Source organism: Lysinibacillus sp. NPDC059133, from assembly GCF_042755925.1.
Classification (GTDB): domain Bacteria; phylum Bacillota; class Bacilli; order Bacillales_A; family Planococcaceae; genus Lysinibacillus.
Window position 1 is genome coordinate 1 of sequence record NZ_JBHZDH010000037.1, and the last position, 14,184, is coordinate 14,184.

Sequence of the window (14,184 nt, forward strand, 5' to 3'; positions counted from 1 at the left end):
GAAAGCGAAGCGACAGCAACAATGTTTTAACTGTGCGAAAGCGAAGCGACAGCAACAATGTTTTAACTGTGCGAAAGCGAAGCGACAGCAACAAATGTTTTCTGTAGCGAAAGCAAAGCGGCAGCTACAAAGCGCCCAGTGGAACGGAAATCAACCACACGTTTTGGTGATGATCTATTTTTTTGTATTCACACAATTTATAGAGAAATTTAGCGACCAAGCTCGATAAAAAATATTAATATTATGACAACGACAGACGTGAACAATAACATGTTCAAATCGATTTTTTCATACTATACAAACATGCAAGTCTCGGAGGGGTGTTGTATGTATTTTTTTACGAAAGGCTTGGTCATTCTTATAGGAAGTGTAGCGGTAGCATTAGGGATAAACCTATTCTTAACGCCCTATCAAATTTTAGATGGGGGTGTTGTAGGAATAGCGCTTATTTTACACTATATATATAAGCTTAAAATAGGTTTAATGATCATCATTATTAGTATTCCAATTTTCGTTATTTCTTGGTATAAATACAGAGCGTATTTTTACAATAGTATCCATGGATTATTCGCCTATTCTCTTAGTATCGATTTACTAAAGCCCGTCCGGAATCTTATTCATGTAGATGCCATCTATAGTGCCATATTTGGAGGGGCACTTATGGGTTTTGGTGTTGGTTTGATGCTTAGATTTCAGACAAGCACTGGTGGTACAGATCTGATTGCACAATTTTTAAGTGATAAAACCGGAATTAATGTCGGGATACTTATTTTTATGATAGATTCAATCGTCATCGTCATAGGGGGACTGCTTTTATCTTCTAGTACATTATTGCTTTCTATTATTACAATTTTGGTAGCAGGGATTACTACAAGTATCATGACTAGCCGTGTTTGAAAAATAAAAAATAGCTTCAGTAGCACTGAAACTATTTTGACATTCTTTATCGAGAGCTTTTCATCATTCGTTTTTTAGGGTGTGCAGGCTTTACTTCTGCTATTAATATGGCGAGTAAAATCATGACAGCCCCTACAACCATACGACTTGTTAATATCTCATGTAAGAATATAACGGATAGTACCATGCCGAAGAAGGATTCTGTAGACAGAATAATAGCTGCTTTTGTAGCAGATGTATATTGATTTGCAATATTTTGAAAAAGATATGCGAGAGTAGTTGAAAAAATGGCTAAGTAAACGATTGAATAGATTGCTTCTTTTTCAAGAGTAGTTGGGATATCGCCTCTACTGACTACGACCAAAACACCTAAAAAAGATGCTGTGATAAATTGAATGATCGTCAGGGCAATGGCATCTTCCTTTTGGACAAAAAGGTTCGTACAAAAAATATCAAAAGCGAAGGCGACAGCGCAAGCTAAGGAAAGCGCGTCTCCGATATTCATCGTCAGGGAACCTTGTAATGATAAAAAGCCGATTCCGACAATAGCTATAATCGAACCGATCATTTCATAGCCATCTATACGACGTTTGTAAACCGCAAACGCAATTAATGGAACAATAATGACATTTACAGCAGTTAAAAATGCATTTTTAGAGGGTGTTGTATATTGTAGCCCTACTGTTTGAAGGGCAAAGGCAATATACAGAATGGTCCCTAACAAAATACCTTTCCAGATAACTGATTTAGAAGCTTTTTTTAATCTGTATCCAAATAAGACTGTCAGTATAATCGAAGCTAATAAAAATCTGCCTGCCATTACTTGATAGGCTGTTAAATATTCCAATGCAATTGCCGTTATGACAAATCCACTACCCCAAACGATTGCAGTGACTAATAGCATACCATCAGCTATGTATTGTTTCATCATTCTTCCTCCTAACTTCAATAGAATAGCATGAGATGGAAGAAAATAGTTTGATTTTAATTCTAAAAATTCAGGCGTTTTTTTGTACTTATTCCAAAGCTGTCATTCGACATTCATTTTGCTATGTAATAAGTACAATTTAACGGCTGCCGCTATACGCTCATAAAAAACATAATCATTTTCTAATGGTGCTACTAGCTGCCGTATTTTTGACATACGATAACGGATTGTGTTTGGATGGCAGAAATGAGCAACGGCTACTTCCTTAATGTTGCCTTGTTTTACGACATAGGTGATTGCTGTTTTCATTAAATCCGGATCGGCCTTTTCCTCAAATAGGGGACCAAGATAGCTATTTACAAAGTCCATAGCAAAGGTAGCGTCCTTACGATGCAATTCAATTAACAACCAATCGGAAGCAAGGTTCTCATAATGACAGATAGGAGCCGATTCAATTTCAGCCATAATACGTGCATAAAAGGCTTCGCGAACGGCAATAGGGAATTTTGATTGTGTTATGTGACAACGACTATAGCCAAAGGTCCATGAATCAGTTGAGATTGCATACATTGTCAACCATTCATTGAGAAGTTTTTCAAATTGAAATTGCTGTGATGAATGGGTCATTACAATAAAGAGGCTCTTTTTATAGGTACAAATCATACCAGATTTCAATAGAGGCTCTAATTGGAAAAGGGATTGCATCCATTGACTACTTGCATGATCTTGCGCTTGAATATTAGCAATAAATACATATTTTTCAAAGGGCTTATTGATTTGCTGTAAAATAGACTTTATTTGTTCATCTGTTACGTCTTCCTCCATTAGACGTCGCACAATCGTTTCTAAAAAGAATGAATAGTCCTGTGTTTTCGCATAGGCCATCGTTTCTAAAATAATCTTTTCAAAAAATTCATCTCCGCCAAATCGCAATATCGGAAAATTGTGTTCGTCTGCATAGATTAACACTTCCTCTGGTAAATCCTCATAGATGACAGGTTTATAAGCTAATGCACTTGCCCCTAGCTCAATCAGGCTTTTCACGGCATTCCATAAATATTCTGGCTTGTGCTTTGCGAATAATAAACTGCTTAACACAACGCTATTCGGTGTGAAAATCGTTTCTCTCACAGTTTGAATATCGGGTGAAAATTCAAAGTCTAGAATTTCAACATTTTGAACGGGTTTATGTAAACCATTGTGACCGGCAACGACTGTAAATTCTTTTGTAATAGGCAGTTGTAAAAAGTTCTCTACGTTCATTACAATATCAAGCAACCTTTCGTATGATTGAGTATCTATTACTTATTATAGAAGCACTTGTCAGTAAAATACTATTAGTATCGCTGAAAGGATACAGTGAAAATAGCTGATAAGGCAATGCGAATCGCTGATAAACCATCCAAAAACCGCCGATAAAACCACTAACCTTTGCTTGACCTGCCTGCTCTATATCCTAAATTTATACCACTCTATCAAATGATCAAAAAAGCTTATTTTTATAAGGTAATGCAAATTTTTGAAAAGGAAATCTAGTGCTAGAGACACCTGTTTTTACATGAAATTCATAGTGTATTTACAATGAAAGCGTACAATAGATCCTAATAACCGATTTAAGAGGTGCCAGAATGGAGTCTGCTGTGAGTCAAAGCATAAAAACAAGTAATTTATTTTCTTATTTAAAGTATTTATATGGGCAGCATCAAAACAATACGCTCTATATAAAACGTTTAAAAGCATTGAAAGAAATTATTCAGGACAAGAATTTACATACTTATTTTCAGCCTATCGTTGATTTACAGACGAGGCAAACGATTGGTTTTGAGGCGCTGAATCGTCCGGAGCCTTCAGAATTGTTTAATAGTGTTGATCAGTTTTATGAATTTGTTGGGCAAACGGACTGTGTATTTTTATTTGAATGCTTTTGTCGTAATCTTTCATTACAGCGTTTCAAAGAGCGACTGCGCGAAGAATGGCTAAATAGGGATTTTCTAATATTTGTAAATATACATCCTAATGTTTTACTAGATAAGAACTATCATAGTGGTGAAACGTTGCAATTATTAAAGGAGCTTGGCATAAAACCACAGCAGGTAGTGTTTGAGCTAACTGAACGTAGTGCAGTGGTGGATTTTGTAGAGTTTGAACGCGTATTATCACATTATCGATCACAAGGCTATAGAATTGCGGTGGATGATGTGGGTTCAGGCTACAATAGCTTGAAAACGCTTATTTACTTAAAGCCAGAATTTATAAAACTTGACCGTTCTTTAATCCAATTTATTGATAAAAACAGCGAGCAGCAGCAGCTTGTCACATTGCTGATGAAATACGCAGAGCAGGCTGAGACGAAAATTATTGCAGAGGGTATTGAACGCCAGGAAGAGCTTGATTATTTACATACTATTGGAATCCACTACGCGCAAGGTTACGCGATAGGGAAACCCGCAAAGGAAATACATTTGGGGAAAATAAGGATGGATGACCATGAAGATAGGGGAAGTCATAGAAAACGTTCCTTGTATTGATGAATTTGTAAAAAATCAAGAGGTGGATATGCTTTTTACAAGTAATCCGTCATTACGTAGTGTTGTCGTTGTTCGAGAGGATAAGCCAATTGGGCATATTACACGTACGCATTTCTATCAAAAAATTGGTACACGCTATGGCTATAATTTATTTATCGGACGGCATAATCAGCTTATTATGAAAGAAAATCCTTTAATTGTAGATCGCAATATACCTATAACAGAGGTCAGTACGTTAGCGATGTCTAGACCTCCGGAGGACTTATATGATGATGTGGTTGTAACAAGGAATGACTTATATTATGGTGTAGTAAGTATTCGGGAACTACTGTTAAAGCTTGTAGACACACAAGTAGCCATTGCTAGCTTTTTGAATCCATTAAGTAGTCTTCCGGGCAATAAATTAATTGATGAAAAACTAGAGGAAGCATTGCAACTATCAAAATATAGTTTAATATATTTTGATTTAGATCATTTTAAATCATACAATGACACGTACGGTTTTAATAAAGGGGATAAGATTTTATTGTATTTAACAGATACTTTGAAAAGAAATATCGTGGGTGCAGAAGATTTTTTAGGACATATTGGTGGAGATGATTTCGTTGCGATTCTTCCACATTATGAGGCTGCCTCAATCTGTCAAAGAATTATTGATGACTTTGATGCATTTATTTTAAGCTTTTATGATGTAGAGGATTTAACATACTTACAAGTTCAAAATAGAGCTGGTAAATTAGAGCCTTTATCTTGTACGACGCTATCCATTGCGGTTATTACTAATCAATATCGGCAATTTGAATCTGTTGACCAATTGTCAGATGCGGTGACACGTGTGAAAAAACAATGTAAAAAAATTTCAGGAAGCTGTTACCTCATTAATGACAGTGGAAAAGAAATTTACCTCGTTCATTAAACGAAGTAGATCAGACTGTGGGCAAGCTCGCCCACAGTCTTTTTTCGTTATGGACGCTTTCCTCGGAGAAGATGCACATAGTTGCTTCGTGGAATATTCAATAACAGCATTTATTATTAAATTAGGATTTTAGGGCATAATCAAAAGAAATAAGCCAATTTACTTTAGGAAATTATTAATCTAAATAAAACATACTTGAATTATAGGGATTATAGGTATATAATTCGATTACATTATAATTAAACTTCTTAGGAGGCTGTCTATTGTCTACATTACAAATTATTCTTAACGTTGCCGTGTTACTCGTGTTCGTTGGAATTTTATATTATATGAATAAAAAGCACGTTAAGTTTTCAAATCGTGTTTTTACTGCTCTAGGCTTAGGTATTGTACTTGGTCTTGGATTGCATTTAATATATGGTATTGATTCTGATGTGTTAGCTAAAACATCAAGTTGGTACAATATCATAGGTACTGGCTACGTTAAATTACTACAAATGGTTGCGATGCCATTAATTTTTATTTCCATCTTAATAGCCTTTACGAAAATGAAGGTTGGTAAAAACTTCGGAAAAATGGCAGCTCTTATTTTAGCCATTTTAATCGGTACAACTGCTGTTTCGGCTGCTGTTGGTATTTTTTCAGCAACAGTATTCGATTTAGATGCTTCTCATATTATGCAAGGTGCTGCAGAAACTGAGCGTGGAGCATATTTAGAGGAAAAAACTTCTGGATTAACGGCTCCGGATTTACCAACACAAATTATTGAGTTATTCCCAGCAAACCCATTTTTAGATTTAACAGGTGCTCGCTCTACATCAACAATCGCTGTTGTCATTTTTTCAGCGTTCTTAGGTTTTGCTTACTTACGTGTAGCACGTAAAGATGAAGACACAGCAGCGACTATTAAAAAAGGCTTGGATGCAATCTATGCATTAGTAATGGGCGTTGTAACAATTGTCTTACGTTTAACACCATACGGTATTTTAGCAATTATGGCGCGTACAGTTGCAACATCTGATTTCGGGGCAATCTATAATCTAGGTAAGTTTGTTATTGCGTCGTATGTAGCGTTATTGATCGTGTTTTTAGTACACTTATTAATTCTTACTTTAAGTGGTTTAAATCCATTTACGTACTTAAAGAAAACTGCAGAAACATTATTGTTTGCCTTCACTTCACGTTCAAGTGCAGGTGCCTTACCGATGAACATTCAAACACAAACAGGCCGTCTTGGCGTACCTGAGGGTATTGCGAACTTCTCAGGCTCATTTGGTTTATCTATTGGCCAAAATGGCTGTGCTGGTGTTTATCCCGCAATGCTAGCGATTATGATTGCACCGACAGTTGGGATTAATCCACTTGATCCAATGTTTATCATTACTGTTATTGCAGTTGTAGCAGTCAGCTCATTTGGTGTAGCTGGTGTCGGCGGTGGTGCGACATTCGCAGCCATTCTTGTATTATCAGCACTTGATTTACCAATTGCACTTGCGGGTATATTAATTTCCGTTGAACCGTTAATCGACATGGGCCGTACAGCTCTTAATGTAAGTGGTTCGATGACTGCAGGTGTGACAACTGCACGTATTACAAAAGAATTGGACACTAAAATGTACAATGATAAAGAATTAGGTGCTCAAGTTTCAGATTTATAATAAAGTCGGAGCTACTCTCATATTTGAGGGTAGCTCTTTTTTATCGAATATAAAAAATGGGTTGTTATGTAAGAAACATAACAACCGACTTGAATGATTTGAAATCAATTTATCCCTTTATATTATTTTTACATAAAAATCTTTGCCATTAATGAGCTCGTTAATTTCAATGCCGTAATTAATTTTATAGTAATTAAAAATATGGCGCGCTAATCCAGAGTGTCCATTTAAATATGTTCCTTTTTTAATCTCCCTACGAGGATTATGGAAATCAAAATACAAGCGAGAATCGTGGCACATTGTATCCAAAATTGCTTTAAACTCTTGTTCTTCAATATGAATTCCTCGTGTATATCTACATTCTCTGCGGTACGTATCATGAGAAACATTCACCGGCGACGACTCAAGAACCATTTTGATTTTTTTACTCAAATGTTAGCAGCTCCTTTTTAGAAATTAGCACTAAAGGGTAAAAAACTTATGACTAATAGAGTTAAACTTATTTATTCCAGTATATAATTATCAGAAAATTATATCAATATTTTCCCTACCAATCTTGTTGCTGTATTTCTTCTGCTACTACTTGTAAATCATAAGCGGTAATCATTAAAAGTGTGTAATCGTGTGTCTCCATATATTTTTCTGCTAGACGTTTCATATACTTCGGGGAGCCTTCATTTTCTTCGTCATAAATTAGCAGCAGACCATCTGTATTTTGGATAATGAATTTATCTTTTTCGATAAATTGCCATGGAGCCTCGTATGGCTTTTTCGTTACACTCGTTACAAAGTCTGCTTGAGCTACTAAGGCTTGATATTTTTCTTTTTTATGATCCTGCCAATTTTTCTCCTGCTCTAAAAAAGGAGTGATCACAGCATATTTTAAATGAGGAAATTCATTTCTTAATGAAAGAATAACCTCAGCACCCCATGTTTCGACACCTTGCTGACCACTAATAATCACCCATTCTAAACCTTCATCGATCAATATGCGCAGACGGTTTTCGAGTGCTTTTTTTATGATGGCAATGCCAGGGTGCTTGTCATTAAAAATGCCTAATTCATGTGGTCTATAGCCAGTAATAATAATCCGCTGTAGCAAAAAAAACGCCCCCTAAGCTGTATAGTATGTGTAGTCATAGTATACAGTAGGAGGCATGCGAAAACGAATTTCAATTAGGTTGTTATATAGTTGTTCCCAAGTAAAGTTGATGGTTAATTAATCCATTAACAGCCCCTGGATACGAAGCTAAGTGGCTTACTATATTAAAAAGCAAATAGTGTTAAAACTACGGCTACAGCAGTACAGATTCCTAAGAACCACCATGTATCTGTAAAGTCCTCTTTGGCGTCACTATTCATGTAAAGTACTTCCTTTCTGTTTTAATTTAATCTGTCCGTTCCAAGACCAATTCGTCCATACACGCAGGACAGTTTCAAATGGTCCGCGTTTAAACTTTTTGAAATAGGCAAGGCTGAAAATACATTGCAAGCTATACACAACGATTCCAAATAAAATTCCGCCAAATACGCCTAGCTTGCCGTATAAGCCTAGACCATATCCATAAAATACTGTTGTACAAATAATGGTTTGCATTAGATAATTGGTTAAAGATAATTTACCGACACTTTCAAAAGCAGGAGCGAGACGTTGTACAGGGCGAGTTTTATATAGTAAAGCTGCAAGGCAGACATAGCCAACTGCTAATAATTCAGATCCACCTGTTAACAACATTCTGGAAAAATTGTTTTCTATAAAACTTAGACTTTTACATGCGAGCCCTATTGGAACAAGCAGAGCCCCAAGCTTATACCATTTCTTTTCGTCGTCCATATTCACAAAAGCTTGCTTTTTAGCGAGCCCCATGCCGAAAAGGGTCAATGCAGTGGTAAACATTGGTGCAAGGAAAATTAATAAGAAAAAGGCTAAACCTACATCATCCATGCCTGGAGGTAGAGCATTTGCACGGAAATCATAAATGTCTAAGTAGCTTCCATTAGCGTATACATTGTCGGCTTTCTCTATATAGGTTGCTATTTCTTTCTGTTCTTTTTTCGTTTCTTCTATGGAACCAAATGATAAGCTAGTAATAAGTAATAAGAAGATGCCAGCCCAAATAAATAAAGTTTTTGGTTTGCGATTAATAAATGGGATTAAAAACAATATCATAAAGCCGTAGGAAAATAAAATATCGCCATCCCATAAAAATGTTGAATGTAGTAAACCTAAAGCGATTAGCCCTGTTGCGCGGCGTAAAATGGACCATCGACTCTTATCTTTTTTTCTACGAATAGATTCTATAAGTTTAATAAGAGAGAAGCCGAATAAAATGGTGAAAATCGGCATAAATGAACCTTCAATAAAGATTTTTACAAAGTACCAGGCGCCATTATCGAGGGCGGATAAATCTTTTAGTTCATCTTTGCCATACATGCCAAACTGGAAAATCAACAAATTTGCCATTAAGATGCCAAATAAACTAAATCCACGCATTGTATCTATGAAGGTAACACGGTTAGTTGTCATTGCGTTTTATCTCCTTAATTGGTTATCTTATACATAGTGTAGTTGGGAAAGCTTATGGTGAAATAATGACTACCTTAAAGTAATCTTAAAAGAAGGTGATAGTATGCAAGACGCGTCAATTTTAGTGTTAGAAGACGAACGGGCAATTGCGGAAATGATTGAAATTATCTTAAGAAAAGAAGGATTTTTAAACATTACTCTCTGCGAATCCGTTCAAGAAGCAAAAAAGAAAATTGAAATGAAGGTTTTTGATTTTTATCTATTAGATATTATGCTCCCGGATGGTAGTGGACTTGATATGGCGAATATGATTCGAGAGCAAAGTGAAGCACCTATATTCTTTTTAACCGCAAAAGCTAGTGATGCAGATAAGCTTCGTGGTTTTATGAACGGAGCAGACGATTATATTACGAAGCCGTTTAATCCACTTGAGCTTGTTGCGAGGGTGAAGGTCCAGCTTACAAGATATATAAAGAGAAAAGATGTACCCGAAAGTCATTTATTTTCATGCAGTCGATTTACATTCGATATCGATGCGGCAGAGGTGACTGTAAATGGCACAAAGGAAATTATTAGCGGTAGGCTATTTTATTTATTGAAATATTTATGTGAAAATGCAGGGCAAGTGTTATCGAAGGAGCAAATTTACGAGCGCGTGTGGGGTGATTGTTTGTTTGATGATAATACCGTGATGGTGCATATTCGAAAACTGCGAGAAAAAATAGAAAAGAATCCAGGTAAACCAACCTGCATTATTACTGTGAGGGGGATTGGTTATAAACTTGTTGGAGATGTTCCTTCATGAAGCCAGCTAGAAGATTAACGCTTCGTTTTGTATCTTATTTCATCATTTTTTATTTACTAATCATTACAGGCTTTATTATAAGTTTGGTGTTTTTTGCAATCTTTATCAATCGTCATGTTGGTGACGATATTCATATAATGTCTTCCTCTGAAATTAAAGATGATGCTGTCGTAGAAAAAGGGGAATCTATTAAGATTGCTGATTATTTAGTAAAGCGAGCAGGGGAGAACTTAGGGCAATTATATTTGTTCAATCAATCGATGGACATTGTTGATTACACGGGAGACACATGTGAACTATGTAGTATGACAGATAACGAAATAATGGCTCTTAAACGGCCAGGGATGCACACGTGGGAGATTCCTAAATATCATTTGTTATTCCTCCCGGCTTTACCTGTTCAACCGCTTTTTGAGGAAGTAGTTCGGGATTGGAAGGATAAAGGAGAGGTTTCTTCAGAACTGCTCCAGCGTTTACAGGATAAGAAGGCCTCGGTTGAAATCTATAATGAGCAGTGGGATCGTGTAGAAGTCATTGGTGAGCGCTATAAAAAGCTCTATAAGCCCCAATTGCTGGAAGAGAACTACGATATTTTTGAGTATAAAGAGCTTTCGCGAAATGTTCTTTTAGAGGATGGCTCGACACTAGTTGTACGTATGCCAAACCCATCATATAAGCCATTTGACGAGCCTTTTAATAAAGCGATGGTTTTATTTGTTTCCGTCTTCTTTGGCGGACATATTATATTGTTAATAGGGATCCTCTTTTTATCGGTTAGTATTTCCCGTCAATTTGTTCGTCCACTTGTTTATGTCTTATCTCGTATCGAGCGATTAACTCAGTTTGACTACAGTAAAGTAAGAGATAAAAGTATCCATCATCGGAAGACAGGGAAGTTAAAGAGGAAATTTAAATTATTTCAGCCAGTGGATGAATCGATTAATAATTTATCAGAACGTCTTTCCTCCAATGAAAGACAGATTAAGCATGCAGAGCAATTACGGGAGGAATGGATAACAGGCTTATCCCATGATTTAAAGACACCGTTAAGCTCTATTTATGGTTATTCAACAATGCTTGCTTCTGAAGACTATGAGTGGACAAAGGAAGAAATGCGCGTCTTTGCAACTACGATGCAGGAGAAGGCAACGTACATGGATGCCCTTATACAAGACTTAACATATACGTACCAATTAAAAAATAAAGCGATACAGCTTGAAAAAGTGTTAATCCCACTCAACGTATGGTTACCTCAATTTGCAGATGAACAAGTGTCTGTAAATGTTTATGGTGATGTTGTGCTGGAAGCGGACGAGCTTTTATTAAAGCGTATTTTAGATAATCTTATTACTAATGCTAAAAAGTATACGCCTGACGGTACAAAGGTGAACGTAGAAGCGCAAAATATAGGCCTGGAGATTATGCTGACAATTGCCGACCAAGGACCAGGAATTCCCCAAGAGGAGCTTGATAACCTCTTCGGGCGATATTATCGAGGTACGAATACTACGGACGATACAACGGGTACAGGTCTCGGATTGGCTATTACGAAGCAGTTAATCGATTTACACGGGGGTACCATTAGTGTCCAATCAGGAGCGGAAGGTACAGTTTTTGTATTGAAGTTTAAATGTAAGTAGTAGGTTTTGCATATCATCAAAAATTGGGGATGATATTTGCTAAAGCGTAGGTTGATTGGAGTGAGGAAGGGCGACTCTTTAGGTTCGTAGTTGCGGATTTAAGCTACTTTTCATCGGGGTTCCAAAACCCGCTGAAAAAGAGGAACTCAGGCTAAAACCTTCACATCCTGTAAAAACGCCTGGGTGACCAACTTCGTGTTGTTGTTGTCGCTTCGCTTTCACAGACAAAATCCAGTTGCTGACGCTACGCTTAGCCGATTTGAGACGCAATTATGCCGAGGCATAATTGATAAAGTAAAACACTGTTAATTTGGGCAGTACAAGTGATGAAACATTCACCTTGTACTGCCCTTTTTGTGATGTTGACCATTGAAGTGTAAGTTTTTAGGGGATTACCCCTATATGAACGGCTCTCTCTTAAAACTATTATTAAGGTGTAAAAGGTGTATACGAAAGACAGCATGATAAGGAGGATATACACATGAAGACTTCTTTTAAAGTAGTCATCGTTGGAGGAGGAACTGCTGGTATTTCAGTAGCGGCACGCTTACTTCGTCAATCTCATTCGCTTCAAGGGGAGATTGCCATCATAGATCCGGCAGAAAAACATTATTATCAACCACTCTGGACATTGGTGGGAGGTGGTGCAGCAAATAAGTGGGACTCTGAACGTGAGATGCTTTCTGTTATCCCTGAAGGAGCTGTTTGGTTAAAAGAGGCTGTTAGTAGTTTTGATCCCAATCAAAATCAGGTAATAACATTAAACGGTACAACATACACGTATGATTTTTTAGTAGTTGCTGGTGGGATAGAAATTACCTGGGGAGCTATTAAAGGGCTGAAAGAGGCACTGGGGACTAAAAGTGTATGTAGTAATTATTCTTTTAAGCATGTGGATTATACGTGGGAAACGATCCGCAATTTTAAAGAAGGGACTGCATTGTTTACACATCCAAACTCTCCAGTAAAATGTGGCGGTGCTCCACAAAAAATTATGCATTTAGCAGAAGACCATTTTAATAGAGTCAATGTACGTGACAATATTAACGTTATTTTTGGTTCGGCTAATCCGGCAATTTTTGATGTTTTGAAATATCGTGAAGCACTTGAAAAGGTAATAGAGCGGAAAAATATTGATGCTCGATTCCGTCGTAATTTGATTGAAATTAAGGCTGAAGAAAAAATAGCTATTTTTGAAAATTTAGATACAGGCACATTAGAAGAATTTAAGTACGACATGATTCATGTGACACCTTATATGTGTTCACCCGAATTTATACGGACGAGTGCATTAGCAGACGAATGTGGCTGGGTAGATGTCGACAAGTTTACTTTGCAGCATAAAAAATATAGCAATGTGTTTGGAATAGGTGATAATGCCAATCTACCAACATCCAAAACGGGTGCAGCTATACGCAAGCAAGCTCCTATAGTTGCACAAAATCTTATTGCTTTAATGCGACAACAACCAATGACGCAAATGTATGATGGCTACTCTTCTTGCCCCATTGTAACAGGCTACAACAAACTGATATTGGCGGAGTTTGATTACAATAAAGAGCCTGTCGAATCTATGCCTTTCAACCAAGCAGTGGAAAGATCCAGTATGTATTTCATGAAAAAGGATTTACTACCTGTTATGTATTGGGATGGCATGCTGAAAGGCACTATGTAATTACGAATGAAGGGAGGCGACAGGCGTGGCTAATGCAACGGTATGTATGAGCGAGGAATTATATCAAATACTCGAAACGCTTGAGAAACCAGAAGTTCGACACTCTTTACAGCGATTGTTGGAAAAATTACCGAATGTAGAGCAAACGATAGAATCAGCAGAAAATGTTGTGGATTTTGGAAAAGCAGTACTAACGGATGACAAGACAATAGATAGTTATGAGCAATTTGTCTCTACCTATAATGTAGGATCAGAAACGATAACGGCTATTGTACAGCTAATGGAGAAGTTGCCAAAGCTTGTTCAAATCATTCATCAGTTAGAAAACATTATTGATTTTGTCACAGTAGTACTTCAGGATAAGCAAACAACAGACTATACAATGAATAATTTAAAGAGCTATGTCGATCCATATGTTGAAAAAGGAAAGACGGGTTTGGATTTCTTAAAAATGGTACAGCAAAGAGCAGAAGAAAAGCCTCAGCATATTAATGTTTTTTCAATTGTTAAATGGATGAAAGATCCTTCTGTTCAAAAATCACTTAATTATGTCCAATCTGCATTAGATATTTTAAAAGAAAAAAACTAAGTATAAAGGGGAGTTTTACAC

14 protein-coding genes are annotated in these 14,184 nt (G+C 36.7%); 9 read left to right on the forward strand and 5 right to left on the reverse strand.

Translation table 11 applies throughout. From position 1 onward, the window contains the following. Together ACFXN8_RS17660 and ACFXN8_RS17665 are read left to right on the forward strand one after the other, a co-directional pair. On the forward strand, positions 1-229 hold a 229-nt coding region (locus tag ACFXN8_RS17660; protein WP_386846911.1), incomplete at its 5' end, for a hypothetical protein. A gap of 98 nt (positions 230-327) precedes the next feature. After that, the gene (locus ACFXN8_RS17665; protein ID WP_376078394.1) at positions 328-897 is read left to right on the forward strand and encodes a YitT family protein; all 570 of its coding nucleotides are present in this window, start codon (positions 328-330) and stop codon (positions 895-897) included. Between the two features lie 46 nt (positions 898-943). Here the strand turns inward: ACFXN8_RS17665 and ACFXN8_RS17670 are convergent, their stop codons facing one another. Next, complete coding sequence (locus ACFXN8_RS17670; RefSeq protein WP_376078402.1) at positions 944-1,825, reverse strand: DMT family transporter; 882 nt, start codon at positions 1,823-1,825, stop codon at positions 944-946. 102 nt (positions 1,826-1,927) lie between these two features. Continuing rightward, positions 1,928-3,088, reverse strand: coding sequence for a PucR family transcriptional regulator (locus ACFXN8_RS17675; RefSeq protein ID WP_386846914.1), 1,161 nt, complete (start codon positions 3,086-3,088; stop codon positions 1,928-1,930). Between the two features lie 365 nt (positions 3,089-3,453). Between ACFXN8_RS17675 and ACFXN8_RS17680 the strand changes: the two genes are divergently transcribed. The 3 genes from ACFXN8_RS17680 to ACFXN8_RS17690 all read left to right on the forward strand — a co-directional run bounded on the left by ACFXN8_RS17680 (position 3,454) and on the right by ACFXN8_RS17690 (position 6,927). Then, positions 3,454-4,353, forward strand: a complete 900-nt coding sequence (locus ACFXN8_RS17680) for an EAL domain-containing protein (protein WP_386846916.1) — start codon at positions 3,454-3,456, stop codon at positions 4,351-4,353. Further along, positions 4,313-5,269: a GGDEF domain-containing protein gene (locus ACFXN8_RS17685; RefSeq protein ID WP_386846918.1), complete on the forward strand. Its 957-nt coding sequence runs from the start codon at positions 4,313-4,315 to the stop codon at positions 5,267-5,269. Before ACFXN8_RS17680 ends, ACFXN8_RS17685 begins: the two co-directional genes overlap by 41 nt. Positions 5,270-5,598: 329 nt before the next feature. Continuing rightward, the gene (locus ACFXN8_RS17690) at positions 5,599-6,927 is read left to right on the forward strand and encodes an L-cystine transporter (protein ID WP_376078404.1); all 1,329 of its coding nucleotides are present in this window, start codon (positions 5,599-5,601) and stop codon (positions 6,925-6,927) included. Between the two features lie 117 nt (positions 6,928-7,044). Here the strand turns inward: ACFXN8_RS17690 and ACFXN8_RS17695 are convergent, their stop codons facing one another. From ACFXN8_RS17695 to ACFXN8_RS17705, 3 genes are all read right to left on the reverse strand, one after another. After that, complete coding sequence (locus ACFXN8_RS17695) at positions 7,045-7,359, reverse strand: hypothetical protein (RefSeq protein ID WP_376077155.1); 315 nt, start codon at positions 7,357-7,359, stop codon at positions 7,045-7,047. Between the two features lie 115 nt (positions 7,360-7,474). Then, entirely contained in the window at positions 7,475-8,029 is a 555-nt protein-coding gene (locus ACFXN8_RS17700) for an SLOG family protein (protein ID WP_386846920.1), read from the reverse strand. Between the two features lie 252 nt (positions 8,030-8,281). Next, complete coding sequence (locus ACFXN8_RS17705; RefSeq protein WP_386846922.1) at positions 8,282-9,454, reverse strand: DUF418 domain-containing protein; 1,173 nt, start codon at positions 9,452-9,454, stop codon at positions 8,282-8,284. A gap of 103 nt (positions 9,455-9,557) precedes the next feature. On the opposite strand from ACFXN8_RS17705, the gene ACFXN8_RS17710 reads away from it, so the two are divergent. From ACFXN8_RS17710 to ACFXN8_RS17725, 4 genes are all read left to right on the forward strand, one after another. Continuing rightward, the gene (locus tag ACFXN8_RS17710) at positions 9,558-10,259 is read left to right on the forward strand and encodes a response regulator transcription factor (protein WP_376077138.1); all 702 of its coding nucleotides are present in this window, start codon (positions 9,558-9,560) and stop codon (positions 10,257-10,259) included. Next, positions 10,256-11,899 carry a sensor histidine kinase gene (locus ACFXN8_RS17715; protein WP_376077136.1) on the forward strand — a complete coding sequence of 548 codons (1,644 nt, stop codon included), beginning with the start codon at positions 10,256-10,258 and terminating at the stop codon, positions 11,897-11,899. Before ACFXN8_RS17710 ends, ACFXN8_RS17715 begins: the two co-directional genes overlap by 4 nt. Positions 11,900-12,380: 481 nt before the next feature. Next, positions 12,381-13,574 (forward strand): NAD(P)/FAD-dependent oxidoreductase, encoded by a 1,194-nt coding sequence (locus ACFXN8_RS17720; RefSeq protein WP_386846924.1) that lies wholly within the window; start codon positions 12,381-12,383, stop codon positions 13,572-13,574. A 25-nt stretch (positions 13,575-13,599) separates the two neighbouring features. After that, positions 13,600-14,163 (forward strand): helical membrane plugin domain-containing protein, encoded by a 564-nt coding sequence (locus ACFXN8_RS17725; protein ID WP_386846926.1) that lies wholly within the window; start codon positions 13,600-13,602, stop codon positions 14,161-14,163. Positions 14,164-14,184: the final 21 nt, after the last annotated feature.